This window comes from Kitasatospora sp. NPDC059160, from assembly GCF_042755465.1.
Classification (GTDB): domain Bacteria; phylum Actinomycetota; class Actinomycetes; order Streptomycetales; family Streptomycetaceae; genus Kitasatospora.
Map to the genome: position 1 here is coordinate 1 of NZ_JBHZCN010000066.1, position 25,613 is coordinate 25,613.

The window sequence follows — 25,613 nt, forward strand, 5'->3', positions numbered from 1 at the left end:
TGGGTGGCGGCGGGGTGCGCTTCCTCAGGATGCGCGACCACGGTCAGCAGCGGGCGGGGGGGGGGGGGGGTGGGGGGGGGGGGGGGGGGGGGGCCCCCCCCCCCCCCCCCCGACCCGTCGGCGGGCGCTGTCACGGCATCTGTTCGGTATCAATTCGCCCAGGGCGTAGGGCAGACCCGGCGAAGAGGACGGAATCACGGGCCCGGCAGAGTACCGTCGGATAGCGAGACCGAGCGCCGTCGGCGCGGACGGTCCACAGCACCAGGCCCCGGAACCCCCGCGGGGCCCCTGGCGAAGGGGAAGCACCTCGTGGCACGCATCGGAGACGGTGGCGACCTGCTCAAGTGCTCGTTCTGCGGCAAGTCGCAGAAGCAGGTGAAGAAGCTGATCGCCGGCCCAGGCGTGTACATCTGCGACGAGTGCATCGACCTGTGCAACGAGATCATCGAGGAGGAACTCGCCGAGACCTCCGAGGTCCGTTTCGAGGAGCTCCCGAAGCCGCGTGAGATCTACGAGTTCCTGGACCAGTACGTGGTCGGCCAGGACCTCGCCAAGAAGGCGCTGTCGGTCGCGGTCTACAACCACTACAAGCGGGTCCAGGCGGGCGAGGCCGGCCGTAGCGGCGGCAACGGCCGCGAGGACGCGATCGAGCTGGCCAAGTCGAACATCCTGCTGCTGGGCCCCACCGGCTCCGGCAAGACCCTGCTGGCGCAGACCCTGGCCCGGATGCTGAACGTCCCCTTCGCGATCGCGGACGCCACCGCGCTGACCGAGGCCGGCTACGTCGGCGAGGACGTCGAGAACATCCTGCTCAAGCTGATCCAGGCGGCCGACTACGACGTCAAGAAGGCCGAGACCGGGATCATCTACATCGACGAGATCGACAAGGTCGCGCGCAAGAGCGAGAACCCGTCGATCACCCGCGACGTCTCCGGCGAGGGCGTGCAGCAGGCGCTGTTGAAGATCCTGGAGGGCACCACCGCCTCGGTGCCGCCGCAGGGCGGGCGCAAGCACCCGCACCAGGAGTTCATCCAGATCGACACCACCAACGTGCTGTTCATCGTCGGCGGTGCCTTCGCCGGCCTGGAGCGGATCATCGAGGGCCGCGCGGGTGCCAAGGGCATCGGCTTCGGCGCCAACATCCGCTCCAAGCGCGAGTCGGACGCCAGCGACCACTTCCGCCAGGTGATGCCCGAGGACCTGGTGAAGTTCGGCATGATCCCCGAGTTCATCGGCCGTCTGCCGGTGATCACCAGCGTGCACAACCTGGACCGCGAGGCGCTGCTGCAGATCCTCACCGAGCCGAAGAACGCGCTGGTCAAGCAGTACCGCAAGCTCTTCGAACTGGACGGCGTGGAGCTGGAGTTCTCCCGGGACGCGCTGGAGGCGATCGCCGACCAGGCGATCCTGCGCGGCACCGGCGCGCGCGGTCTGCGGGCCATCATGGAGGAGGTGCTGATGTCCGTGATGTACGAGGTCCCCTCGCGTCAGGACGTCGCCCGCGTGGTGGTCACCGGGGACGTCGTCTCCAAGCACGCCATCCCCACCCTCGTCCCGCGCGACATGATCAAGCGCGAGCGCCGCGACAAGAGCGCCTGAGTCCGGGCCGACGGCCTTCGGCCGGAGGCAGCGAAGGGGCCCCGCACCGGAATCCGGTGCGGGGCCCCTTCGTCACCGCGGTTCCGGGCGGGCCTACTTGGGCACCTCGGCGACCGCGCGCAGGTCGCGGGTGTCGGCGGCGAGCTTGTCGATGTCGGGCTGGGTGCCGTCGTCGGAGCCCTTGAGCACCATGACGACGGTGCTCTTGTCGGCCCAGGCGCAGAGGGCCAGCTTGCTCTCGCCGCTCTGCGAGGTGGCGCACTCCATCTGGCCGCCCTTGGGGCCCGGGTCCACCGCGTGCCGGCCGCTGATCGTGCCGCCCGCGCCGGAGAAGCCGGCGAACATCTGGTCCAGCTCCTGCTTGGGCAGCAGCACCTTGCCGTAGACGCCGACCGCGATCAGCTGCGGGGTGGAGTCCGCGTCCTGGTAGACCCCGGCGACGCCGGTGGGCTTCCAATTGCCGTCGCCCTGGCCGATCTTGGAGGTCAGCTCGTCCTGCAGCTTCCCGGTCACCGCCGGGTCGTCGTTGGCCTTGAGGTCCTTGAAGGTCGCCGGCATCACGAGCTTCTCGGTGCCGGTGCCGCTGGTCACGTTCCAGGCGAGGTACCCGAACACGCCGATCAGGACGACCAGGACGGCGCCGACGGTGCCGAGCACGATCCACAGCGTGCGGCGCGACTTGCGCGGCGGCACCGGCGCGTACCCGCCGTAACCGGGGTAGGCCCCGGGTGCGCCCTCCGGGGTGCCCGGGTAGCCCGGGTAGCCGCCGGCCTCCGGCCCGCCGGGTGCGGGGTAGCCGGGCGGCGGGGCCTGCGGCGGGACACCGCCGTAGCCGGGGGCGGCCGGCGGCGGGGTCGCCGGGTACCCGGGCTGCGGCGGGGGCCCGTACGGGTTCTGGTCGGACATGCGGGACCCTTTCTGGGACGTCGCGCGTGGAGACCGCCGGGGGTACCGGCGGAGTGGTGCTGCCGCGGGGGCGGCCGGGCGGGGCCGCGGGTCAGCGGGCCACCTTCATGGCGTCGCGGATGGTGCGGGTCTTCTCCGCGGCCTGGTCGGGGGTGAGGCCCGAGTCGCTGCCGCCCGTGCTGCCGGTGGTGCCCAGGCTGAGGTGGCTGAACGTGACCCGGCCGTAGGTGGACTTGTCCGCCCAGACGCAGACCGTCGGGCCGGGCTTGCCGATGATGCTGGCGACGCCGCAGCTGAGCTTGCCGTCGGAGGCGTGGCCGTCCTTGGCGGGGAAGTCGGTCATCGGGGTGGACCAGGTCAGGCCGCCGCTGTCCTTCTTGGAGTCGGCGATGATCTGCGCGGGGTCGTTGAGGGAGCCGTAGATGCCGACGACCGACAGCGAGTCCATGTTCTTGACGTCGGCGCCCTTGCTGTAGCTGGCCACCAGCGCGTGCAGGTCGGTGCCGACCTTGGCGACCTCGGGCTTGCTCATGTCGGCGGCCTCCTCCTTCGCCGACTTCTGGACGTAGCCGTCGAGCAGCGTCTGCGGTGCGCTGAGCTTGTAGCGGCCGCCCGAGTCGCTGCCGGCGCCGAGGAACTTCCAGGCGGCGAAGCCGCCGCCGCCGAGCACCAGGGCGCCGACGACGAGGCCGACCACCAGGCCGCCCTTGCCCTTGCGCGGCGGCGCCGGGTAGCCCGGCTGGCCGTACGGGCCCTGCGGGGGCACGCCGTACTGCGGTTGCGGGGCGCCGTAGGGCTGCTGCGGCGGGTACCCGTACTGGGGCTGCGGGGCGCCGTAGGGCTGCTGCGGCGGCGGTGCGCCGTAGGGCTGGCCGCCGTAGGGCTGGCCCTGTGGCGGCGGATACTGCTGTCCCTGTCCCTGGCCGTACATGTGTCCTCGTGCTCCCCCGCCGCACTCGCGGCCGATCTTCGTATGGGTATGTCCGTGCACGCCCGGTCACCCGGACGAGTGCCCGGGCACGCTACCGCACGGCACCGGCGGCGGGAGCGCCCGGACCGGCCGAGTCCGCGGACCGAAAGCGGTTCGTAACCAGCGCCCACGGTTACGTAAACTGTGCGTCGTGACCGACACGACGAACCAGCGCCCCGTGAGCACCACCGGGGACGATGCGGCAACCCTCCCGACGACCTACACCCCCGCGGACGTAGAGGGCGAGCTGTACGAGCGCTGGGTGGACCGTGGCTACTTCACCGCGGACGCGAAGAGCGACAAGCCCGCGTACACGATCGTCATCCCCCCGCCGAACGTCACCGGCGTCCTGCACCTCGGTCACGCCTTCCAGCACACGCTGATGGACGCGCTGACCCGCCGCAAGCGCATGCAGGGCTTCGAGACGCTCTGGCTGCCCGGCATGGACCACGCGGGCATCGCGACCCAGAACAAGGTCGAGCAGCAGCTCGCCGAGGCCGGTCTCTCCCGCCACGACCTGGGCCGCGAGGCCTTCGTGGAGAAGGTCTGGGAGTGGAAGCAGAGCTACGGCGGCCGCATCCTCGGCCAGATGCGCCGCCTCGGCGACGGCGTGGACTGGTCGCGCGAGCGCTTCACCATGGACGAGGGCCTGTCCCAGGCCGTCCAGACCATCTTCAAGCGCCTGTTCGACGACGGCCTGATCTACCGCGCCGAGCGCATCATCAACTGGTGCCCGCGCTGCCTCACCGCGCTGTCCGACATCGAGGTGGAGCACGAGGACACGCCGGGCGAGCTGGTCTCGATCCGCTACGGCGACGGTGACGACTCGATCGTCGTCGCCACCACCCGGGCCGAGACGATGCTGGGCGACACCGCGGTGGCCGTCCACCCGGACGACGAGCGCTACCGGCACCTGGTCGGCCGGACCATCAAGCTGCCGCTGACCGACCGGGAGATCCCGGTCGTCGCCGACGAGCACGTCGACCCGGAGTTCGGCACCGGCGCCGTCAAGGTGACGCCCGCGCACGACCCGAACGACTTCGCCATCGGCCAGCGCCACGGCCTGCCGAACCTGACGGTGATGGACGAGCGCGGTGCGATCACCGTGCACGGCCCCTTCCTCGGCCTGGACCGGATGGAGGCCCGTTCGGCCGTCGTCGGCGCGCTGCGCGAGCAGGGCCGGATCGTCGCCGAGAAGCGCCCGTACATGCACGCCGTCGGCCACTGCTCGCGCTGCCACACCGTGGTCGAGCCGCGGCTGTCGCTGCAGTGGTGGGTCAAGGTCGAGCCGCTGGCCAAGGCCGCCGGCGACGCCGTCCGCGACGGCAAGGTGGAGATCCACCCGAAGGAGCTGGAGCGCCGCTACTTCGACTGGGTCGACAACATGTACGACTGGTGCATCTCGCGCCAGCTCTGGTGGGGCCACCGGATCCCGGTCTGGTACGGCCCCGAGGGCGAGGTCGTCTGCGTCGGACCGGACGAGCAGCCGCCGACCGGCGAGGGCTGGGTCCAGGACCCGGACGTCCTGGACACCTGGTTCTCCTCCGGCCTGTGGCCGTTCTCCACGCTGGGCTGGCCGGAGAAGACCGCCGACCTGGAGAAGTTCTACCCGACCGACGTCCTGCTGACGGGCCACGACATCATCTTCTTCTGGGTCGCCCGGATGATGATGTTCGGCCTGTACGCGATGGACGGCGAGGCGCCGTTCAAGACCGTCGCGCTGACCGGTCTGGTCCGCGACGAGTTCGGCAAGAAGATGTCGAAGTCCTCCGGCACCGCGGTGGACCCGCTGGACTGGATGGACGCCTACGGCGCCGACGCCGTCCGCTTCACCCTGGCCGGCGGCGCCAACCCGGGCGCCGACGTGCCGATCGGCGAGGACTGGGTCAAGGGCTCGCGCAACTTCTGCAACAAGATCTGGAACGCGACCCGCTTCGCGCTGATGAACGGCGCCACCACCGAGGGCCCGCTGCCGGCGCCCGAGGAGATGACCGCGGTCGACCGCTGGATCCTGTCGCGGCTGAACGCCACCGTCGCCAAGGTGGACGGGCTGTACGAGGACTACCAGTTCGCCAAGCTCTCGGACGCGCTGTACCACTTCGCCTGGGACGAGGTCTTCGACTGGTACGTGGAGCTCTCCAAGACCACCCTGGCCAAGGGCGGCCCGCAGGCCGACGCCTCGCGCCGGGTCCTGGGCGAGGTCCTGGACGTCACCCTGCGGCTGCTGCACCCGGTCGTCCCGTTCGTCACCGAGGCGCTGTGGACCAGCCTCACCGGCGCCGAGTCGCTGGTCGTCGCCGAGTGGCCGAAGGACAGCGGCTACCGCGACGCGGCCGCCGAGTCGGAGGTCGCCACGCTGCAGCAGGTGGTCACCGAGGTCCGCCGGTTCCGCTCGGACCAGGGCCTGCAGCCCGCGCAGCGCGTCCCGGCCCAGCTGGAGCTGGCCGGCACCGTGCTGGCCGTCCACGAGGACGCGATCCGCTCGCTGCTGCGGCTGACCGTCCCCGAGGAGGGCTTCGCGGCCACCGCCTCGCTGCCGGTGGCCGGTGCCACCGTCGCGCTGGACCTCTCCGGCACCATCGACGTCGCGGCGGAGCGCAAGCGCCTCGCCAAGGACCTCGCGGCCGCCGAGAAGGAGAAGACCCAGACCACCGCCAAGCTCGGCAACGAGGCCTTCCTGGCCAAGGCGCCGGACGAGGTGGTCGCCAAGATCCGGGGCCGTCAGGAGGCCGCCGAGGCCGACATCGCCCGGATCACCGCCCAGCTCGCGGCGCTGCCGCAGGGCTGAGCCCGCACCGCCCCTGGGGGGCCGCATCCCGCGACGCGCGGGGTGCGGCCCCTCGGCGTTCTCCGGCGTGCCCGATTCTCGGCGTGCTCCTTCCGGCGTGCTCCTTCGGGCGCGCTGGTTGCGGCGCGTTCGTTTGCGGCGCGCCGTTTTCGGCGGGCCCGGCGGGCCGGTCACTACGCCTAATAGAGCAGCAACATTGCTCCCTTCCGGCGAATATTCATCCTGGACCGGGTGAGGTCCTATTCCGAGCGAATTGATTCCGGTCTTGCCCGCGCGCGTTCGCGGAAGTTTTCAGGTCGGATGTGTACGGTGTGCTCGGAGTTTCCGAAGGTGTTTCTGCTGAGCGTTCCTGCTGAGCGACGGACGGGAGGCATGGCGTGGTGGTGACCGAGGAGTTGGCCCAGGAACTGCCTGCCGAGGCGGTCGAGGAGGCCAAGGCCAGGGCGGCGACCCTGCTGCTCGCCTTCCGCCACGGCAACCAGCTCGCGTTCGACCACGAGTTGGACCTGCTGCTGGCGGAGAACGCCGAGCGGGAGGTGACCGCCCTGCTCACCTGGATCGCCGCCGAGGCCGTCCGCAAGGCGTACGCCCCCGAGGTCGGCGACCGGGTGCTGCGGGCGATGGCCCGCCGGGCCCCTCTGGACGGCGGCGCCGTCCAGGTGGACGAGGAGAGCGCGAACGCCGCCCAGCTGATCGAGGCGGTCGCGGACGGCCGGGTGGCCGAGGTCCGCGGCCTGGTCGCGGCGACGGCGGACACCACCTTCCTGCTCGGCGGTCTGCTGCAGGGCGTCGCGATGATGCTGCCGCTGCTGCCCGAGGGTGAACTGGCCCAGATCACGGCCGAGTTGCGCCGCCGGCACGGCGGCTGCGCGCACGTCCCGGAGGCCCGGGCCGGGGTCTGACCCCGGCCCGGGGGCGGCTCACGGCATGGCGTGCAGGTGGGCGCCGATGGTGGCGGAGACCGGATTGCCCGCCCTGGCGTCCCAGTTGGTCGACCAGGTCATCGCCCCGCCGATGCCGGGCCAGGCGGTGTCCGGCCGGTAGCTGCCGCAGCCGGTGCCGGAGGCCAGGCAGTCCAGCGCCTTGTTCACCGTGCCGGGGTCGGTGTAGCCGCCGCCGGCGGCGCTGGTGGAGGCCGGCACCCCGAGCCCGACCTGGTCGGGCCGCAGTCCGCCCTTGAGCTGGATGCAGGCCAGGGCGGTGAGGAAGTCCTCGGTGCCCTGGGAGTAGACGTTGCCGTCGCAGCCGTTCATCGCACCGGAGTTGTAGTACTGCATGTTGACGATGGTGAGGACGTCCTTCACGTTCAGCGCCAGCTTGAAGTACTCCATCCCGGTCGACTGCATGTCGATGGTCTGCGGCGCCATGGTGAGGACGAACCCGCTGCCCGCCCGCGCCGCCAGGGAGTGCAGCGCCTGGCCCATGTAGGTGGAGTCGATGCCGTTCTCCAGGTCGATGTCGATCCCGTCGAAGCCGTAGTTCTGCAGCAGGGCCCAGGCGGTGTCGGCGAAGGTCGCGGCGGAGGCGGAGTCGCCCACCCAGACCGTGCCGTTCTGGCCGCCGACGGAGAGCACCACCCGCTTCCCGGCCGCCCGCTTGGCCGCGATGTCGGCCTTGAACTGGGCGTCGGTGTAGCCGCCGAGCTTGGTGGACAGGGCCGGGTCCAGGGTGAAGCCCAGGCCGCCGCGGGTGGCGGTGGCGTCGGCGAAGGCGACCGCGATGATGTCGTAGGCGGCCGGGACGTCGCTGATCCGCTGCACCGTGGCGCCGTTGTCGAAGTTCTGCCAGTACCCGGTGAGGACGTGCTTGGGCAGGCCGGGCGGCCTGGTCGGGGTGGACGTGCCGGTGGGGGTGGGCGTGCCGGTGCCCGTGCCGGTGGCCGTCGGGCTCGGTGAGGCGGTGCCGGTGGCGGTCGCCGTGGCCGTCGGGCTGGGGGAGGGCTGCGGCCCGCCGGGCCCGAGCAGGGTGACGTCGTCGGCGAGGAAGGCAGGCTGGGCGTACCAGCCGTGCAGGTAGACGGTGACGCTGGTGGTGCCCGGGCCGGTGGTGAAGCTCGTGCTCAGCCGGCTCCAGCCGGTGCCGCCGGGGGTCCAGGTGCTCGGATCGCCGCCGCCGGTGCCGCGGGCGCCCAGGTAGACGTACGAGCCCTGGACCCAGGAGCTCAGGGTGTACGAGGAGGAGGGCTTCACCGACACGGTCTGGGTGCACTCGCCGGTGTCCGAGCCGGCGGGGGTGGACTGCAGGGCGTACCGGCCGGAGTGGGCGCCGGCGCTCCGGACCGTGCCGTTGGAGCAGGTCCAGCCGGAGAGGTCGCCGGTCTCGAAGCCGCCGTTGGTGATCAGGTCGGTGTCGGCGGCGTGTGCGCCGGTGCCGTCGGCCAGGACGAGCCCGCCGAGGCCGAGGACGAGGGCGCAGGTGCCGGCGAGCAGCGGGTGGAGGGCGCGCGGGCGCCGGTGTCGGGCAGGTGGCATGACTCCATCTCCAGTGGGGGAGGCCCGGCGGCGCTGGGTGGGGTCAGTGCCGTCCGGGGTGTCGATGGTGCGCGTGCGGGAGCTACCGACAACTCAAGTCCCGGTCGGGAACGGAGACTTGCCTCACAAGGTGGAGTAGACCAATCCGGCTGTCAAGAGGCCCTACGCGGCCAGCGGGGCGTCCTGGGCGGCGTCGCTCCCGGCGGTCCCGGTGCTCCCGGCGGGTCCGGCCAGGGCGGCGGTCAGCGTGGCGATCCGGGCCGAGGCGCGGCCGTCGCCGTACGGGCTCGGGGTGGCGGCCAGTCGGGCCAGCCGCTCGGGGGTGTCGGACAGCCAGCCGCGGGCCAGCTCGCCGAGCTCCTCGCCGGGCCGCACCAGCGCGGCGAAGCCGGCGTCGACCGCCTCCGGGCGCTCGGTGGAGCGGCGCACCACCAGCAGCGGACGGCCGAGCACGGTGCACTCCTCCTGCACGCCGCCGGAGTCGGAGACCAGCAGCGCCGCGTGGCTCGCCAGGCCGAGGAAGTCGCCGTAGCCGACCGGCTCGGTGACGGCCAGGCGTTCCAGCAGGGCGTCCAGTGCGAAGCGCGCGACGGCGGCCCGGGTGCGCGGGTGCATCGGGAACAGCACCGGGGTGCCGGCCCGGGCGATCCGGTCCAGCTCGGCGAGCACGGCGCCGAGCGCCTCGGCGGTGTCGGTGTTCTCCGGGCGGTGCACGGTGGCCAGCACGTACCCGTCCGGGCGCAGCCCGTGCGCGGCGAGCAGCGCGGCGCGGGTGGCGGCGTCGGGCAGCTGACGGCGGACCACCTCGACCACGGTGTTGCCGGTGAGCTCGATCCGCCCCCGGTCGAGGGACTCGGCGCGCAGGTTGGCGACGTTGTCCTCGGTGGCGGCGCAGAGCAGGTCGGAGACGTGGTCGACCATCACCCGGTTGTGCTCCTCGGGCATCGCCCGGTCGTAGCTGCGCAGCCCGGCCTCGACGTGCACCAGCGGGATCTCCCGGGCGTTGGCGGCCAGCGCTCCGGCGAGGGTGGCGTTGGTGTCGCCCTGGACGACGACGGCGGCGGGGCGGTCCTCGGCGAAGGCGGCGTCCAGCTGGCCGAGGGACTGGGCGATCTGGCCGGCCCGGGGGCGGCCGCCGACGCCGGTGAGCAGCTCGGGCTCCGGCAGGTCGAGGTCGCGCAGGAAGCGGCCGGACATCGCCTCGTCCCAGTGCTGGCCGGTGTGCACCAGCCGGGTGGCGTCGCCGAGTTCGTGGATCAGCGGGGCGAGCTTGACCAGCTCGGGGCGGGTGCCGAGGACGACGGCGACGCTGTTCGGGGGCAGGCACGTGCTCATGCGGGGGCTCCGGGAGGACGACGCGGGGTGGGGGAGTGGGGGCTCAGGACTCGAGCGCGGTGGGGGCGCCGACGGCGACCTTCTCGGCGTTGCGCCGGGTCTTGGCCCAGCCGTTGCGGCCGAGCAGCAGTCGGACGGCGGCCCGGGCGGCGACCACGAAGAGGTGGTAGGCGTACAGCCACACCAGGACGCCCCAGAGCAGTCCGGTGAGCCGGCTGCGGTCCGGGTGGACGGCCCTGCGGTAGGCGAGGCCCCAGAACACCATCGGCAGGGTGGCGAGCACGAAGGCGAGCAGCATCCACGGGCCGAACCGGAGCTGGAAGTCGGCGGTCTCGGCGGGGAAGAGCACCAGCCCGGCGGTGGTGATGGCCAGCGAGAGCGGGAAGAGCAGCACCAGCAGGACGCAGACCACCGGCTGGAGGAAGGTGTAGAGCACCTCGGCCTTGCCGGAGGCCGGGTAGTGCGGGGAGCGCAGCACCCGGCCGGTGTAGCGCAGGCACTGCATGTTGCCCTGGGCCCAGCGGGTGCGCTGGGTGAGGAAGCGGCGCAGCGAGACCAGGCCCTCCTGGGAGACCTGGGCCTCGGTGACGTGGGTGAGCCGCCAGCCGGCCAGGCGCAGGTCGAGGCCGGACTCGTAGTCCTCCAGCAGGGCGCGCTCGGGCCAGGGGCGGCCGGCCCGGCCCTCCTCGGCGGTGAGCGAGTCGAGGGCGGTGAGCCGGACGAACTGGCCGTTGCCGCCGAGGCCGACGCTGCCGGTGCGGCGGCGCAGCAGCTGCATGCCGGCGTTGTTGGCCTGGAACTCGACGTCCTGCATCCGGACCAGGGCGCGGGCGAGGGCGTTGGCGGTGCGGCCGCGGCCGGGCAGCGGGCGTTCGTCGTCGGCGTTGCGCATCCGGACGCCGATCTGGACGGCGCCGGTGTCGGGGCGGCCGAGGGCCTTGGGGTTGCAGACCTGGCCGAGGGCGCCGGGGTCGAGCTGTCCGTCGGCGTCGACCACGCCGATGACCACCCGGGAGCGGTCGGTGGACTCGGGGAGCCAGGCGGAGATCTCGCGGTAGGCGGCGTTGAGCGCGGCGCCCTTGCCGATCCGGGCGTGCGGGCGGCGGCGCTGGACGAGGTGGATCCGCGGGTCGCGGGCCGCGGCGGCGAGGACGAGTTCGCGGGTGGCGTCCTCGCTGTCGTCGTCGATCACCCAGAGGTGGGCCTCGGGCGCGCTGGTCCGCAGGCCGTCCAGGGTCTGGGTGACCACGGCCTCCTCGTCGCGGCAGGGGATGACCAGGTGCCACTGGAGGGCGGCGGGGTCGCCGGGCGGGGCGGGGCGGCTGTGCCGGAAGGCGTGGCGGGAGCCGGCCCAGTACACGAGGAAGCGTCCGAAGACGAGGGCCATGTAGCCGACGAGGGCCAGGGAGATCAGTCCGGCGAACCAGACGACGGCGTCCTGGCGGAGCACGATCCAGTCGTGCAGGGCGTCGGGCATGGCGCAGTGCTCCTCGTGATCAAAGGCTGTCGGCTCCTGTGGGTTGCGAATCGATGCTCCATTGCCGTACAAACTCGCTGAATCGATAGTAAAGGGAGCAAACTCAAGAAGCCGGGCAAAGACGGGGCAAAGTGGCCGTTCTCACCCCGCGCCCACCCCGCCGCGATCCCGTCGGCGCCGTTCCCCTCGCCCTGTGAGGACGGGCCGCCGCCGCTCCGTAGACTGTGGACGTGAGCGACAAGGCCGACCCGAATCCGTACACCCTCCGCCCCTCCGACGACAGCACCGGCGACGCCCTGCGCGACGTCGAACTGGAGCTCTCCAAGCGCTGGCCGGAGAACAAGCTGGAGCCCTCGCTCGACCGGATCGAGGCGCTGATGGACATCCTGGGCCAGCCCCAGCGGTCCTTCCCCTCCATCCACATCACCGGCACCAACGGCAAGACCTCCACCGCCCGGATGATCGAGCAGCTGCTCAACACCTTCGAACTGCGCACGGGCCGCTACACCAGCCCGCACGTGGAGAGCGTCACCGAGCGGATCACCCTGGACGGCGCCCCGATCAGCCCGGAGCGCTTCGTCGAGGTCTACCGCGACATCGAGCCCTACGTGCAGATGGTCGACGCCGCGCAGCCCGTCCCGATGTCCTTCTTCGAGGTGCTCACCGGCATGGCCTACGCGGCCTTCGCCGATGCCCCGGTGGACGTCGGGGTGGTCGAGGTCGGCATGGGCGGTTCCTGGGACGCCACCAACGTCATCGACTCCGCCGTCGCCGTGATCACCCCGATCGGGCTGGACCACACCGACAAGCTCGGCAACACCACCGGCGAGATCGCGGTCGAGAAGTCCGGGATCATCAAGTCCGGCGCCGTCGCCGTGGTCGCCCAGCAGCAGCTGGACGCCGCCCAGGTCATCCTGCGCCGGGCCGTCGAGGTGGACGCCACGGTCGCCCGCGAGGGCATGGAGTTCGGCGTGATCCGCCGTGAGCTCGCCGTCGGCGGCCAGCTGGTGACGCTGCGCGGGCTCGGCGGCGAGGAGTACGAGGACGTCTTCATCCCGCTGCACGGCGAGTACCAGGCGCACAACGCGGCGCTGGCGCTGGCCGCGGTCGAGGCCTTCTTCGGCGTCGGCGGCGCCCGCGGCGGCCAGCTGGACGTCGACAAGGTCCGCCAGGGCTTCTCCGGCGTCTCCTCGCCGGGCCGCCTGGAGATCGTCCGCCGCAGCCCCACGATCATCCTGGACGCCGCGCACAACCCGCACGGCGCCCGGGCCACCGTCGCCGCGATCAACGAGTCCTTCGGCTTCACCCGCCTGGTCGGCGTGATCGGCACCTCGGGGGACAAGGACGTGGCCGGCGTGCTGGAGGCCTTCGAGCCGATCCTGGCCGAGGTCGTCATCACCCAGAACTCCACCCACCGCGCCATGGACGTGGACGCCCTCGCGGCCCTGGCCGTCGAGATCTTCGGCGACGACCGCGTCCAGGTCGAGCCCCGCCTCGACGACGCCATCACCGCGGCCGTCACCCTGGCCGAGGAGGAGGGCGACCTCGGCGGCGCCGGGGTCCTGGTCACCGGTTCGGTCATCACGGTGGGCGAGGCCCGCCTGCTGCTCGGGAGGAAGTGACATGAGGACGCTCTGCTCCTCGACGCTGATCGGCGAGGCGCTGCTGGTGCTCTTCGCGGCGCTGGTCGCGATGCAGCTCTCCAGCGTCTCGACGGCCACCGTGTGGATCGTCAGCGGCATCGCGATGGCGCTCTGCATCGCGCTCTGCGGCATGATCAACCGCCCCGGCGCGGTGCAGATCGGCTGGGCGCTGCAGATCGGCCTGATCGCCAGCGGCTTCGTCCTGCCGACCATGTTCGGCCTCGGCGTGGTCTTCGCCGGCCTGTGGTGGTGCTCGGTGCACTACGGCCGCAAGGTCGACGAGTTCAAGGCCGCCCGCGCCGCCGCCACCGAGGCGCAGGCCCAGGCCGCCTGACCCCGGCCGGGTGGGCGCAACCGACCGGTCGTTCACGCAAGGTAACCTCTGCCCCGTACCGCACGTCGTACCAGATCACCAGGAGACGCACCGTGTCCCAGCGCACTCTCGTCCTGCTCAAGCCCGACGCCGTCCGCCGCGGCCTGGCGGGCGAGATCATCAGCCGCATCGAGCGCAAGGCCGGCTGGCAGCTGACCGCGGTCGAGCTGCGCACCTTCGACCGGGAGACCCTGGAGACCCACTACGCCGAGCACGTCGGCCGCCCGTTCTACGAGCCGCTGCTGGAGTTCATGACCTCCGGTCCGTCGATCGCGCTGATCGTCGAGGGCGAGGAGGTCGTCAAGGGCATCCGGATGCTGGCCGGCGCCACCAACCCGCTGGAGGCCGGCTCCGGCACCATCCGCGGCGACTACGCGACGATCACCCGCGAGAACCTGATCCACGCCTCCGACTCCCCGGAGTCCGCCGAGCGCGAGATCAAGATCTTCTTCCCCGCGAACGCCTGACGCGGAGTCCGTCTTCGGACGCCACGCCCCGGCAGGGACGTTGGTACCGCCCCGGTCGGGACCATTGGCCCGGCCGGGGCATTCTTATCGTGAAATAGGGAACTGGGAACGCCGACACGGCGTCCCAATGCTCGGAGAAGCGATCACGCTCCGGACAATGGACGGTATGCCCCGCGTCGATGTCCGTGCCGTGCGGCGTGACTACGATGGACGCGACTCAAGGGCCCGGTACGGCAGCTCAGCCGGTCTCCGCCCAAGCGTGGGCGCGCATCCGTCCACCCCCAAGAACTCCGAGCCCGGGAAGGCACCCACACCCCATGGCGAGCAACCTGTCCTTCATCGGCCGCGACTTGGCGATCGACCTCGGAACAGCCAACACGCTGGTGTACGTCAGGGGCAAGGGGATCGTCCTCAACGAGCCGTCCGTCGTCGCGGTCAACACCAACACCGGCGGCATCCTGGCGGTCGGCGCCGAGGCCAAGAAGATGATCGGCCGCACGCCCGGCAACATCGTCGCCATCCGCCCGCTCAAGGACGGCGTGATCGCCGACTTCGAGATCACCGAGCGGATGCTGCGCTACTTCATCCTCAAGATCCACCGCCGCCGCTACCTGGCCCGCCCGCGGGTCGTGGTCTGCGTGCCCTCCGGCATCACCGGCGTCGAGCGCCGCGCCGTCATCGAGGCCTCCTCGCAGGCCGGCGCCCGCCAGGTGCACATCATCGAGGAGCCGATGGCCGCCGCGATCGGCGCCGGCCTGCCCGTCCACGAGGCCACCGGCAACATGGTCGTCGACATCGGCGGCGGCACCACCGAGGTCGCCGTCATCTCCCTCGGCGGCATCGTCACCGCCCAGTCCATCCGGGTGGCCGGCGACGAGCTGGACAACGCGATCGTCCAGCACATCAAGAAGGAGTACTCGCTCCTCCTCGGCGAGCGCAGCGCCGAACAGATCAAGATGAGCATCGGCAGCGCCTTCGGCATGGAGGGCGAGAAGGACGAGCACGCCGAGATCCGCGGCCGCGACCTGGTCAGCGGCCTGCCCAAGACCGTCGTCATCTCCGCCGCCGAGGTCCGCGCCGCCATCGACGAGCCGGTCAACTCGATCATCGACGCGGTCAAGACCACCCTCGACCAGTGCCCGCCCGAACTGGCCGGCGACGTCATGGACCGCGGCATCGTGCTCACCGGCGGCGGCGCCCTGCTGCGCGGCCTGGACGAGCGGCTGCGCCGCGAGACCGGCATGCCGATCCACATCGCCGAGAACCCGCTCGACTCCGTCGCGCTCGGCTCCGGCAAGTGCGTCGAGGAGTTCGAGGCGCTCCAGCAGGTACTGGACGCCTCCCCGCGCCGTTAGCACCACGACGACACCATCCGACACTCAACTGAACGGGCCGCCGCCCGGGCCCCACAGCCCCGGGCGGTCGCCAGGTACGAAGGGGCAGTACCAGCACCGTGAGGGACACACGAGAGAGCCGGCTGCTGCTCATCCTGCTGGTGGCCGTCGCCTTCGCGCTCATCACCGTGGACATCAAGGGCGGTGAGGACTCCCCGCTCGGCCCGGCCCGGCACGCCGCCGCGAAGGTCCTCGGCCCGGTCGAGCGCGGCGCCGCCACCGTCGTGGACCCGGTCGCGGACACCGTCCGCGCCTTCCGCGACGCCGCCACCGACAGCGGCCGCACCGACCAGCTCGCCCGCGAGAACACCGAACTGCGGCAGAAGCTCGCCTCCTCCGACATGGCCACCGGGCGCACCAAGCAGCTGGACGACCTGCTGCGCACCGCCGGCGCCGGCGGCTACACCGTCAAGGCCGCCCAGGTCATCGCGATCGGCCCGGCCCAGGGCTTCTCCTGGACCATCACCGTCGACGCCGGCAGCGACGACGGCCTCACCCGCGACATGACCGTCATCAACGGCCAGGGCCTGGTCGGCCGGATCACCACCGTCGGCCCGACCACCGCCACCGTGCTGCTCGCCTCCGACCCCGGCTTCTCGGCCGGCACCCGGCTGGAGGGCAGCGGCGAGATCGGCTTCGCCTCCGGCGGCGGCGACAGTCCGATGAAGGTCTCCCTGCTCAACGGGAAGGCCCAGGTCAAGACCGGCGACCGGCTGGTCACCTTCGGCTCGCAGAGCGGCCGCCCGTTCGTGCCCGGCGTCCCGGTCGGCAAGGTCACCGAGGTCCAGGCCAACGCCGGCCAGCTGACCAAGACCGTCCTGGTCGAGCCCTTCGTCCAGTTCACCCGACTGGACCTGGTCGGCGTGGTCGTCGTGCCCCCGCGCACCGACCCGCGCGACGCCGTGCTGCCGCCCGCGCCCACCCCGGGGCAGAGCCAGGCCCCGGCCGCGCCCGCCCAGCCGCAGGGCTCCGCGCCCGCCGCCCCGCCCGCCAAGCCCACTGGGGGGAACTGAGCCATGCGCCTCGCCCGCATCCCCGTCTCGGCCGTCCTGATCCTGCTCGGCCTGATCCTCCAGGTCAGCGTCTTCGGCCGGCTCCAGCTCCCGGGAGCCACCCCGGACATACTGCTCCTCGTCGTGGTCGGCCTCGCCATGGTCTACGGGCCGACCGGCGGCTGCCTGGTCGGCTTCTCGGCCGGCCTGCTGGCCGACCTCGCACCGCCCTCCGACCACGCGATCGGCCGCTACGCCCTGGTGCTCTGCCTGATGGGCTACGCCGCCGGGCTGCTGCGCCCCGAGCACGGCCGCCAGCGCTCCGTCTCCGGCGCGCTGCTGGTGGTCGGCGCCGCGGCGATCGCCTCCACCCTGCTGTACGCGCTGGTCGGCGCCCTGGTCGGCGACACCGCGGCCCGGCACGTCGGCCTCGGCGGCCTGGTGGTCAGCGCCCTGCTGTACGACCTGCTGCTGGCCCCGTTCGTGGTGCCGCTGGTGATGATGCTCGGCCGCCGCTTCGGCCGCGACCCGGTGACCGCCGCCGACGACGACGAGAGCGGGCCGGGCCTGGGTCTGGGATCGCTGGCCCGCTACCGCACCACGCGCGAGGTCTCCAGCGGCCCGGCGTACAAGAAGCGGCGCGTGCCCGGCTTCGCCCGGCGCCCGTAACCGGCCGGTCCAGGCCCGCCCCCAGACCTCCTGACCCTCCCGCACCCCTGGAGCGCACGAGACGTGAGCAACATCCCCGAGACCGGCCGTACCCGGCGGGTGACGATCCGTCTGGTGGTTCTGCAGATCCTGGTGCTGTCGCTGCTCGCCACCCTGGGCGGACGGCTCTGGTACCTGCAGATCCGCAACGCCAAGGAGTACACCGCCAAGGCGACCGGCAACCACATCCGCGAGGTGGTCGAACCGGCCGTCCGCGGCGAGATCCTGGACGCCTCCGGGCGGATCCTGGCCGGCAACGAGACCCGGCTGGTGGTGTCCGTCAGCCGCACCTCGCTGCTCCAGCAGAAGGACGGCGGCAAGGGGGTGCTCGGCCGGCTCGCCGACGTGCTCGGGATGCCCGCCAAGGACGTCCAGGAGAAGGTCCGGCTCTGCGACGCCAAGACCCAGCAGCCCTGCTGGAACGGTTCTCCCTACCAGCCGATCCCGGTCACCAAGGAGGCGACCACCCAGCAGGCGATGCAGATAATGGAGCGCCGCGAGGACTTCCCCGGGGTCACCGCGCAGCCCACCGCCGTGCGCCGCTACACCGGCGCCGAGGGCGCCAACATGGCCCAGGTGCTCGGCTACCTCTCGCCGGTCACCGACGACGAGGTCAGCAAGACCGCCGCCAAGAGCGGCCTGGACCGCTACCTGCCGGCCGACCAGATCGGCCGGGCCGGCCTGGAGTCGGTGTACGACCGCGACCTGCGCGGCACCGCCGGCATCACCAAGCTGGAGGTCGACAACCTCGGCCGGGTGATCGGCACCGCCGGCACCGTCGCCCCGCAGACCGGCGACAACCTGGTCACCAGCATCGACGCCCGGGTGCAGAAGGTCGTCGAGGACAACCTGGCGCAGGCCATGAACGACGCCCGGAACACCTTCGACAAGGTCACCAACCGCAACTACGAGGCCGACTCCGGCGCCGCCGTCGTGATGGACGTGCACACCGGCCGGATCGTCGCGATGGCCAGCGCCCCCACCTACGACCCCAACCTCTGGGTCGGCGGCATCAGCGGCAAGGACTACCAGTCGCTGACCAGCAAGGACTCCAACTTCCCGCTGCTGAACCGCGCCATACAGGGTCAGTCCGCCCCCGGCTCGACCTTCAAGGTCGTCTCCACCACCGCCGCCGTGCAGGCCGGCTACTCGCTGGACGGCACCTACGCCTGCCCCAAGAGCCTCACCATCGGCGGCCGCGAGTTCAAGAACTTCGAGAGCGAGAACTTCGGCTCCATCTCCCTGGAGAAGGCGCTGGAGGTCTCCTGCGACACCGTCTTCTACGGCCTGGCCTACGACCAGTGGATGAAGGACGGCGGCATCAAGCCGAAGAACCCGGGCGACTGGTTCTTCAAGACCGCCCACGAGTTCGGCCTCGGCGCCAAGACCGGCATCGACCTGCCGGCCGAGGTCCCCGGCCGGGTGCCGGACCGGCAGTGGAAGCAGTCCTTCTACGACAACAACAAGGACGCCTGGTGCGCCCAGGCGCAGAAGGGCGGCAACAGCTTCTCGGACCAGATCGCCCGGGAGAACTGCGTCGACGGCTACCAGATGCGCGCCGGTGACGCCGTCAACTTCGCGATCGGCCAGGGCGACACCCTCGTCACCCCGGTCCAGATGGCCCGGATCTACTCGGCGCTGGCCAACGGCGGCACCTTCTACCGGCCGACCATCGCCAAGGCGGTGATAAGCCCGAGCGGGGACCTCGTCCGCGACATCGCCCCGCACGAGGACGCCAAGTTCCCGGGCGACCAGAAGCTGCTCAGCTACATCGACCAGGCCACCGCCGGCGTCATCACCAGCGGCACCGCCGCCTGGAAGTTCGCCGGGGCCGGCTGGCCGCAGAACAAGATCGAGCTGCACGCCAAGACCGGCACCGCCGAGGTCGAGGGCAAGCAGACCACCTCCTGGCTGACCACGTACAGCAAGGACTACGCGGTCGTCATGACGATAAGCCAGGGCGGCACCGGCTCCGGCGGCTCCGGCGACGCCGTGCGCCGGATCTACCAGGCGCTGTACGGCGTGGACGACAAGGGCAACATCGACAACGGCAAGGCGCTGCTGCCCGCGCCGCAGGGCCAGCTGCCGAAGTTCAACCCGGACGGCACCGCGATCATCAAGCCGGCCTCGTACGACGCCGGTGCGGACCGGGGGGCCGCCGCCACGCAGCTCACCCCGGTGGCCGCCGCGGCCCCGGCGATGGTGGACCCGGCCCTGCCCGACGCCGCCCCGGCGGCGGCCTTCCTCGACCCGGCGCCCCCGGCCGGCAGCCCGGCCGCGTACACCGCGGCCGACGCCGCCGCGCTCGAACCGAACCGCCCGGGAAGGGGACGGGCATGACCTCCTACGGCTCGTACCGGCAGCTGCGGCTGAGCCCGCAGCGCAGCGGGGTCTCCAAGGCCCTGGCCAAGGACTCCCCGCTCTGGCGGCTGGACTGGATACTGCTGCTGGCCGGCCTGGCCCTCTCGCTCGTCGGCTCGCTGCTGGTCTGGTCGGCCACCCGCGGGCGCGACAACCTCACCCACGGGGACCCGCAGTACTTCCTCTACCGGCACCTGACGAACTTCGTGATCGGCCTGGTGCTGTGCGCCGTGGTGATAGCGATAGGAGCCCGGCGGGTCCGCACCCTGGTGCCCTTCGTCTACGTCGGCGTGATCCTGCTGCTGATGGCGACGCTCAGCCCGATCGGCTCGACCGTCAACGGCGCCCACTCGTGGATCCAGCTCGGCGGCGGCTTCTCCGTCCAGCCCGCCGAGTTCGCGAAGGTCGCCATCCTGCTGGCGATGGCCGTCGTGCTGTCGGACCAGGTCGACGCGGGGGAGCGGGAGTTCCCCTCGCACCGGGCGGTGTTCCGGGGCCTGGTCTGGGCCTGCCTGCCGATGGGCCTGGTGCTGCTGATGCCGGACGCCGGGTCGGTCATGGTGATGTCCGCGGTCGTGCTCGGCATCCTGCTCGGCTCCGGCGCCGCCAACCGCTGGGTGCTCGGCATCCTGGCGCTCGGGGTCAGCGGGAGCATCGCGATCTGGAAGCTCGGGCTGCTCAGCCAGTACCAGATCGACCGCTTCGCCGCCTTCGCCAACCCCCAGCTCGACCCCAACGGCGTCGGCTACAACACCGCCCAGGCCCGGATCGCGATCGGCTCGGGCGGACTGACCGGCAAGGGGCTGTTCCACGGCACCCAGACCATCGGGCAGTTCGTGCCGGAGCAGCAGACCGACTTCGTCTTCACCGTCGCCGGTGAGGAACTCGGCTTCGTCGGAGCGCTGGCGATCATCTCGCTGGTCGGCGTGATCCTCTGGCGGGCCTGCCGGATCGCCCGCCAGGCCACCGACCTGTACGGGACGATCGTGGCGGCCGGCATCATCGCCTGGTTCTCCTTCCAGGCCTTCGAGAACATCGGGATGTGCCTGGGCATCATGCCGGTCGCGGGCATCCCGCTGCCCTTCGTCTCCTACGGCGGCTCCTCGATGTTCGCGGTCTGGATCGGCATCGGGCTGCTCCAGGCGGTGCGCAGCCAGCGGCCGATAGCGGCGTGAGCCGTCGGCTCCCCTGAACATTCGGCTCCCCTGAACGTTCGGCTCCCGGGGCCGGTCCGGATCCCTTCGGACCGGCCCTTCGCCTTGCCCCGCAAGAGAGTTGACGAATCGTCAGGCAGGATGCAAGAGGCAGTCGGCGGCGGTCAGGACCGCCCGGGTCTGGTGGGCCAGCTGCTCCTGGACCGGCACCCAGCGGGCACCGAAGCGGTGCCGCAGCCGCTCCAGGCTGTCCGCCACGACGGCGCGGGCGCGCTCCCGGGTGGCCTCGGCGGCCGGGCCGCGGGCGTCGGCGAGCAACCGCAGCAGGATCGAGGCCACCCGCAGCGGCAGCCGGGCGGCGACCAGCCCGGCCGTGGTCGCCCGGGAGGCGCTCAGCGGGCCGGGGCACCACAGCTCCAGCCACTCGGCGGCCATCCGCGGGGCCACCGCCAGGTTGAACTCGGCGGTGCGCACCAGCGGGCCGTACGCCTCCCGGGCCTGGGCCGGGACGCGGGCGAGCAGCGCGTCGAGCTGCTCGGTGCGCAGGGTCAGCTCGCGGGCCGCCTCGCCGACGGCCCGCGGCCCGGCCGGATGGACCCGGGCGTCGCCGACCGCGTCCACGGCCCACATCGGGACCTCCAGGACGGCGGTCACCCCGCCGTACCGGGCCGCGTACGACCAGGTGGACAGCTCGGGCTCGTCCGGCAGCGCCCGGGGGGTGCCGGTGCTGCCGGGCGGCGGCATCAGATAGGTGCCGGGGGCGGGGCTGGACCAGCCGACCGCGTCGTAGGAGTCCACGTCCAGCGGGATGCCGGCCCGGTCCGCGGAGCGGGCGAAGCGCTCGGCCAGGCCGCGCACCGGGCCGGTCAGCTGGACGAAGGCGCCGCCGAAGTCCACCCCGTGCAGCGAGCACTGCAGGAAGGGGCGCAGCTCGTCGATCAGTCCGGTCAGCGCCAGGCTCTCCGGCATCGGCGGGCGGCCGGAGCCGGGGGCGGGCAGCAGTTCGGGCTGCTCCTCGAAGGCGGGGCGGAAGAAGTGCTCGTAGTGGCGGCGCATGGTGAGCGGGCCGTCCAGCCAGCCGGCGTTGAGGGCGGCGCCGTCCGGGTCCAGGCAGAGCAGCAGGTGCCAGGACAGCCCGGGCCGGGCGGGGCGCTCCAGCAGCACCTCGGCCAGCCGGACGGCGGCGGCGGTGCCGATCGGCTCGTTCGGGTGCGGGCCGCCGACCACCAGGGCGGCGCGCGGCCCGCGGTCCACCGAGAGCAGCAGCAGCGGGCGCCCGGCCCGGGAGCGGCCCACCTCGCGCAGCCGGCAGCGGTCGGGGTGGCGCAGGGCGAGGCGGCGGGCCGCGCTCTCCGCCTGGGCCGCGGTGGGGTAGCGGGCCGGCCGGGCGTCGGGGGCGCGCAGGGCCAGGGGCCGGACCCGCCGACCGGTGTCGGTCATGGTTCTCCTTGCGACCGGTCGTACGGCCGCCGGGGCGCGCGGGAGTGCCGCGCCGCCGGACGCGGCCTGCGGGCCGGGGGACGGGCTCCGCGGGGCCGGGGTGAGGGGGCCGCGCGGGGACGGGGGAGGGCGTACTGGGGCGAGCGGGCCGCCGGGGAGTCGGCGTTGGCCGAGCGTACGACCCAACTCCCGTCTCCGGAAGGGGTGCAGGGCCTTGGGCAGGGCCCTGTCAGTACCGCACGGGCGTTCCGGGCGTGTCAACGGCGGACGGGGCCGGGCGGCGGGCGCGCACCGCGCGTGCCGGGGCGGTCACCGGCGGGTGCGGATCGCGCCGGGGCGCACCGGCGGGCAACCGTGCCGGACGGGCCGTTCCCCGGATTGGGCTACCCTTGAGGGTCACCCCTCCCGTGCCGAATCGCGGCACCGAATCACGTCGTAAGGGTTCCTAGTACATGACTGTCGAATCGGTCTTCCCACGCCTGGAGGCACTCCTCCCGCACGTCCAGAAGCCGATCCAGTACGTCGGCGGCGAGCTCAACTCGACCGTCAAGGACTGGGACGCCTGCGACGTCCGCTGGGCGCTGATGTACCCCGACGCCTACGAGGTCGGGCTGCCCAACCAGGGCGTCATGATCCTCTACGAGGTGCTGAACGAGCGCGAGGGGGTGCTGGCCGAGCGCACCTACAGCGTCTGGCCGGACCTCGAGGCACTGATGCGCGAGCACCGGGTGCCGCAGTTCACCGTGGACGCCCACCGCCCGGTCAAGGCCTTCGACGTGTTCGGGCTGTCGTTCTCCACCGAGCTCGGCTACACCAACATGCTGACCGCGCTCGACCTGGCCGGCATCCCGCTGGAGGCCGCGGACCGCACCGACGAGGACCCGATCGTCCTGGCCGGCGGCCACGCGGCGTTCAACCCCGAGCCGATCGCGGACTTCATCGACTGCGCGGTGATCGGCGACGGCGAGCAGGCCGTCCTCGACATCACCGAGATCATCCGCGCCTGGAAGGCCGAGGGCCGCCCGGGCGGGCGCGACGAACTGCTGCTGCGCCTGGCGCGCACCGGCGGGGTGTACGTGCCGAAGTTCTACGACGTGGAGTACCTGGCCGACGGCCGGATCGGCCGCGTCGTGCCGAACGCCCCGGGCGTGCCGTGGCGGGTGTCCAAGCACACCGTGATGGACCTGGACGAGTGGCCGTACCCCAAGCAGCCGCTGGTCCCGCTCGCGGAGACGGTGCACGAGCGGATGTCCGTGGAGATCTTCCGCGGCTGCACCCGCGGCTGCCGCTTCTGCCAGGCCGGCATGATCACGCGCCCCGTGCGGGAGCGAAGCATCACCGGCATCGGCGAGATGGTCGAGCGCGGGCTCAAGGCGACCGGCTTCGAGGAGGTCGGCCTGCTGTCGCTGTCCAGCGCCGACCACACCGAGATCGGTGACATCGCCAAGGGGCTGGCCGACCGCTACACCGAGGACAAGATCGGCCTGTCGCTGCCGTCCACCCGCGTCGACGCCTTCAACATCGACCTCGCCAACGAGCTGTCCCGCAACGGGCGCCGCTCGGGCCTCACCTTCGCCCCCGAGGGCGGCAGCGAGCGCATGCGCAAGGTGATCAACAAGATGGTGTCGGAGGAGGACCTGATCCGCACCGTCGCCACCGCCTACGGCAACGGCTGGCGCCAGGTGAAGCTGTACTTCATGTGCGGCCTGCCCACCGAGACCGACGAGGACGTGCTCCAGATCGGCGAGATGGCGAAGAACGTCATCCAGAAGGGCCGCGAGGTCACCGGCCAGAACGACATCCGCTGCACCGTCTCCATCGGCGGGTTCGTGCCCAAGCCGCACACCCCGTTCCAGTGGGCCCCGCAGCTGTCCGCCGAGGCCACCGACGCCCGCCTGGCCAAGCTGCGCGACTCCATCCGCGGCGACCGCAAGTACGGCAAGAACATCGGCTACCGCTACCACGACGGCAAGCCCGGCATCGTCGAGGGCCTGCTCTCCCGCGGCGACCGCCGGATCGGCGCGGTCATCCGCGCGGTCTACGAGGACGGCGGCCGCTTCGACGGCTGGCGCGAGTACTTCTCGTACGACCGCTGGATGCTCTCCGCCGAGAAGGGCCTGGCCGGCACCGGCGTCGACGTCGACTGGTACACCACCCGCGAGCGCTCCTACGAGGAGGTGCTGCCCTGGGACCACCTGGACAGCGGCCTCGACAAGGACTGGCTGTGGGAGGACTGGCAGGACGCCCTGGAGGAGGTCGAGGTCGACGACTGCCGCTGGACTCCGTGCTTCGACTGCGGCGTGTGCCCCCAGATGGACACGGCCATCCAAATCGGCCCGACCGGTAAGAAGATGCTGCCGCTGACGGTCGTCAACAAGTAGTCGGCGCAGGGCTCTCGACCCCCGTCCGGAGTGTTCCGGGCGGGGGTCGGTCGTGGGCGGCTGACCAGGGGCGGAGCGAGCGGGGCGGCGGGGCGCGTACCCTTTGGGGTGACAGAGTCCGGACAGTGGCGGGTTTGCGCCGCGCCGGACGGGGAGAACTGACTAAGGACTGAGCGACCCTGGCACGCCGTACGCCCGACGGTCCGCCGCCCGCGCCGACGGTGCAGCGGATTCGTCTCCGCTACACCAAGCGCGGCCGGCTCCGCTTCACCAGCCACCGTGACTTCCAGCGCGCCTTCGAGCGCGCCCTGCGCCGGTCCGCCGTTCCGATGGCCTACTCGGCGGGCTTCACCCCGCACCCGAAGGTGTCCTACGCCAACGCCGCCCCGACCGGGGTGGCGAGCGAGGCGGAGTACCTGGAGATCGGCCTGGCCGCCGCGCGCGACCCGGAGCAGCTGCGGGCGCAGCTGGACGAGTCGCTGCCGGACGGCCTGGACGTGATCGACGCGGTCGAGGTGCGCACGCCCAACTTCGTGGAGCGCCTGGAGGCCTCCGAGTGGCTGGTGCGCCTGGACGGCGTCGAGCCGGCCGAGGCCGCCGAGGCGGTCCGCGCGTTCCTCGCCGAGGAGAAGGTCGAGGTCGAGCGCCGGACCAAGAACGGCGTGCGGGTCTTCGACGCGCGCGGTGCGGTGGCGGCGCTCGTCGCCGTCGAGCCGCAGGTCGACGGCGGTGCGGACACGGCGGTCGGAAACGGCCGCGATGTTCGGACGGGCCGTCCCTGTGCGATACTGCGCCTGGTAGTACGACACGCCACACCCGCCGTACGACCCGACGACGTATTGTCCGGTCTCCGTGCGACGGCCGACCTGGCGCCGCCGGTCCCCGCAGAGGTGACCAGGCTGGCGCAGGGGCCGCTCGACGAGGAGTCCGGCACGGTGACCGACCCGCTGGCGCTCGACCGCGCCGCGGCCCCGGCCGGCTGAGAAACGGCCGGCAGGCCGCGCGCTACCGCGTCCGCCTAGGGGGCGGAGGCCGGGTCCAGTGCCTCACTGGACCCGACGGTCCTCCAGGGTTGCCGCGGCTCCCCAGGGGAGCGAGCGTCGTCGCAGCACAGGCCGGCCACTCGGGGCCCGCCGACCACGACGGTCGGTGGG

Annotated in this window: 19 protein-coding genes; 13 read left to right on the plus strand and 6 right to left on the minus strand. The window is 72.3% G+C overall.

The features are described 5' to 3' along the window. Positions 1-309 precede the first annotated feature (309 nt). On the plus strand, positions 310-1,599 hold the full coding sequence (gene clpX / locus ACFXOZ_RS26125; protein WP_030283761.1) for an ATP-dependent Clp protease ATP-binding subunit ClpX: 1,290 nt from the start codon (positions 310-312) through the stop codon (positions 1,597-1,599). 93 nt (positions 1,600-1,692) lie between these two features. Here clpX and ACFXOZ_RS26130 read toward each other — a convergent pair whose 3' ends face one another. Both ACFXOZ_RS26130 and ACFXOZ_RS26135 read right to left on the minus strand, forming a co-directional pair. Further along, positions 1,693-2,505: a hypothetical protein gene (locus ACFXOZ_RS26130; protein ID WP_380524790.1), complete on the minus strand. Its 813-nt coding sequence runs from the start codon at positions 2,503-2,505 to the stop codon at positions 1,693-1,695. A 91-nt stretch (positions 2,506-2,596) separates the two neighbouring features. Next, entirely contained in the window at positions 2,597-3,436 is an 840-nt protein-coding gene (locus tag ACFXOZ_RS26135) for a hypothetical protein (RefSeq protein ID WP_375893093.1), read from the minus strand. A 190-nt stretch (positions 3,437-3,626) separates the two neighbouring features. Here ACFXOZ_RS26135 and ACFXOZ_RS26140 point away from each other — a divergent pair, with 190 nt between their 5' ends. Both ACFXOZ_RS26140 and ACFXOZ_RS26145 read left to right on the plus strand, forming a co-directional pair. Continuing rightward, positions 3,627-6,263 (plus strand): valine--tRNA ligase, encoded by a 2,637-nt coding sequence (locus tag ACFXOZ_RS26140; protein ID WP_380592983.1) that lies wholly within the window; start codon positions 3,627-3,629, stop codon positions 6,261-6,263. A 377-nt stretch (positions 6,264-6,640) separates the two neighbouring features. Then, the gene (locus tag ACFXOZ_RS26145; protein WP_380592986.1) at positions 6,641-7,165 is read left to right on the plus strand and encodes a hypothetical protein; all 525 of its coding nucleotides are present in this window, start codon (positions 6,641-6,643) and stop codon (positions 7,163-7,165) included. An 18-nt stretch (positions 7,166-7,183) separates the two neighbouring features. Here the strand turns inward: ACFXOZ_RS26145 and ACFXOZ_RS26150 are convergent, their stop codons facing one another. From ACFXOZ_RS26150 to ACFXOZ_RS26160, 3 genes are all read right to left on the minus strand, one after another. Beyond that, positions 7,184-8,734 (minus strand): chitinase, encoded by a 1,551-nt coding sequence (locus tag ACFXOZ_RS26150; protein ID WP_380592988.1) that lies wholly within the window; start codon positions 8,732-8,734, stop codon positions 7,184-7,186. A 162-nt stretch (positions 8,735-8,896) separates the two neighbouring features. Next, a complete protein-coding gene (gene wecB, locus ACFXOZ_RS26155) occupies positions 8,897-10,069 on the minus strand; it encodes a non-hydrolyzing UDP-N-acetylglucosamine 2-epimerase (protein WP_380524794.1) in 1,173 nt (390 codons plus the stop codon). Between the two features lie 43 nt (positions 10,070-10,112). Continuing rightward, the gene (locus tag ACFXOZ_RS26160) at positions 10,113-11,546 is read right to left on the minus strand and encodes a glycosyltransferase family 2 protein (protein ID WP_380592990.1); all 1,434 of its coding nucleotides are present in this window, start codon (positions 11,544-11,546) and stop codon (positions 10,113-10,115) included. 230 nt (positions 11,547-11,776) lie between these two features. On the opposite strand from ACFXOZ_RS26160, the gene ACFXOZ_RS26165 reads away from it, so the two are divergent. From ACFXOZ_RS26165 to rodA, 8 genes are all read left to right on the plus strand, one after another. Continuing rightward, the gene (locus ACFXOZ_RS26165; protein ID WP_375893102.1) at positions 11,777-13,168 is read left to right on the plus strand and encodes a bifunctional folylpolyglutamate synthase/dihydrofolate synthase; all 1,392 of its coding nucleotides are present in this window, start codon (positions 11,777-11,779) and stop codon (positions 13,166-13,168) included. 1 nt (position 13,169) lies between these two features. Continuing rightward, complete coding sequence (locus ACFXOZ_RS26170; protein ID WP_375893104.1) at positions 13,170-13,523, plus strand: DUF4233 domain-containing protein; 354 nt, start codon at positions 13,170-13,172, stop codon at positions 13,521-13,523. Positions 13,524-13,615: 92 nt separating this feature from the next. Continuing rightward, positions 13,616-14,029, plus strand: a complete 414-nt coding sequence (ndk, locus tag ACFXOZ_RS26175; RefSeq protein WP_375893106.1) for a nucleoside-diphosphate kinase — start codon at positions 13,616-13,618, stop codon at positions 14,027-14,029. A 329-nt stretch (positions 14,030-14,358) separates the two neighbouring features. After that, the gene (locus tag ACFXOZ_RS26180) at positions 14,359-15,384 is read left to right on the plus strand and encodes a rod shape-determining protein (protein ID WP_317621116.1); all 1,026 of its coding nucleotides are present in this window, start codon (positions 14,359-14,361) and stop codon (positions 15,382-15,384) included. Positions 15,385-15,482: 98 nt separating this feature from the next. Beyond that, entirely contained in the window at positions 15,483-16,436 is a 954-nt protein-coding gene (mreC, locus tag ACFXOZ_RS26185) for a rod shape-determining protein MreC (RefSeq protein ID WP_375893107.1), read from the plus strand. Positions 16,437-16,439: 3 nt separating this feature from the next. Beyond that, on the plus strand, positions 16,440-17,084 hold the full coding sequence (gene mreD / locus ACFXOZ_RS26190; protein ID WP_375893109.1) for a rod shape-determining protein MreD: 645 nt from the start codon (positions 16,440-16,442) through the stop codon (positions 17,082-17,084). 63 nt (positions 17,085-17,147) lie between these two features. Next, a complete protein-coding gene (gene mrdA, locus ACFXOZ_RS26195) occupies positions 17,148-19,463 on the plus strand; it encodes a penicillin-binding protein 2 (RefSeq protein WP_380592993.1) in 2,316 nt (771 codons plus the stop codon). Continuing rightward, on the plus strand, positions 19,460-20,659 hold the full coding sequence (gene rodA / locus ACFXOZ_RS26200; RefSeq protein ID WP_375893113.1) for a rod shape-determining protein RodA: 1,200 nt from the start codon (positions 19,460-19,462) through the stop codon (positions 20,657-20,659). The genes mrdA and rodA overlap by 4 nt, the downstream gene beginning before the upstream one ends. A 111-nt stretch (positions 20,660-20,770) precedes the next feature. On the opposite strand, the gene ACFXOZ_RS26205 is transcribed toward rodA, so the two are convergent. Beyond that, positions 20,771-22,078 carry a M14 family zinc carboxypeptidase gene (locus tag ACFXOZ_RS26205; protein WP_380592995.1) on the minus strand — a complete coding sequence of 436 codons (1,308 nt, stop codon included), beginning with the start codon at positions 22,076-22,078 and terminating at the stop codon, positions 20,771-20,773. A 452-nt stretch (positions 22,079-22,530) separates the two neighbouring features. Here ACFXOZ_RS26205 and ACFXOZ_RS26210 point away from each other — a divergent pair, with 452 nt between their 5' ends. Both ACFXOZ_RS26210 and ACFXOZ_RS26215 read left to right on the plus strand, forming a co-directional pair. After that, positions 22,531-24,459, plus strand: a complete 1,929-nt coding sequence (locus ACFXOZ_RS26210; protein WP_380592997.1) for a TIGR03960 family B12-binding radical SAM protein — start codon at positions 22,531-22,533, stop codon at positions 24,457-24,459. Between the two features lie 221 nt (positions 24,460-24,680). Beyond that, complete coding sequence (locus ACFXOZ_RS26215; protein ID WP_375893117.1) at positions 24,681-25,442, plus strand: TIGR03936 family radical SAM-associated protein; 762 nt, start codon at positions 24,681-24,683, stop codon at positions 25,440-25,442. The last annotated feature ends 171 nt before the right edge of the window (positions 25,443-25,613 follow it).

Coding starts and splice junctions, on each gene's coding strand:
- ACFXOZ_RS26130 (WP_380524790.1), bottom strand. CDS start 2,505: ATGTCCGACCAGAACCCGTACGGGCCCCCGCCGCAGCCCGGGTACCCG.
- ACFXOZ_RS26135 (WP_375893093.1), bottom strand. CDS start 3,436: ATGTACGGCCAGGGACAGGGACAGCAGTATCCGCCGCCACAGGGCCAG.
- ACFXOZ_RS26150 (WP_380592988.1), bottom strand. CDS start 8,734: ATGCCACCTGCCCGACACCGGCGCCCGCGCGCCCTCCACCCGCTGCTC.
- wecB (WP_380524794.1), bottom strand. CDS start 10,069: ATGAGCACGTGCCTGCCCCCGAACAGCGTCGCCGTCGTCCTCGGCACC.
- ACFXOZ_RS26160 (WP_380592990.1), bottom strand. CDS start 11,546: ATGCCCGACGCCCTGCACGACTGGATCGTGCTCCGCCAGGACGCCGTC.
- ACFXOZ_RS26170 (WP_375893104.1), top strand. CDS start 13,170: ATGAGGACGCTCTGCTCCTCGACGCTGATCGGCGAGGCGCTGCTGGTG.
- mreD (WP_375893109.1), top strand. CDS start 16,440: ATGCGCCTCGCCCGCATCCCCGTCTCGGCCGTCCTGATCCTGCTCGGC.
- rodA (WP_375893113.1), top strand. CDS start 19,460: ATGACCTCCTACGGCTCGTACCGGCAGCTGCGGCTGAGCCCGCAGCGC.
- ACFXOZ_RS26205 (WP_380592995.1), bottom strand. CDS start 22,078: ATGACCGACACCGGTCGGCGGGTCCGGCCCCTGGCCCTGCGCGCCCCC.
- ACFXOZ_RS26210 (WP_380592997.1), top strand. CDS start 22,531: ATGACTGTCGAATCGGTCTTCCCACGCCTGGAGGCACTCCTCCCGCAC.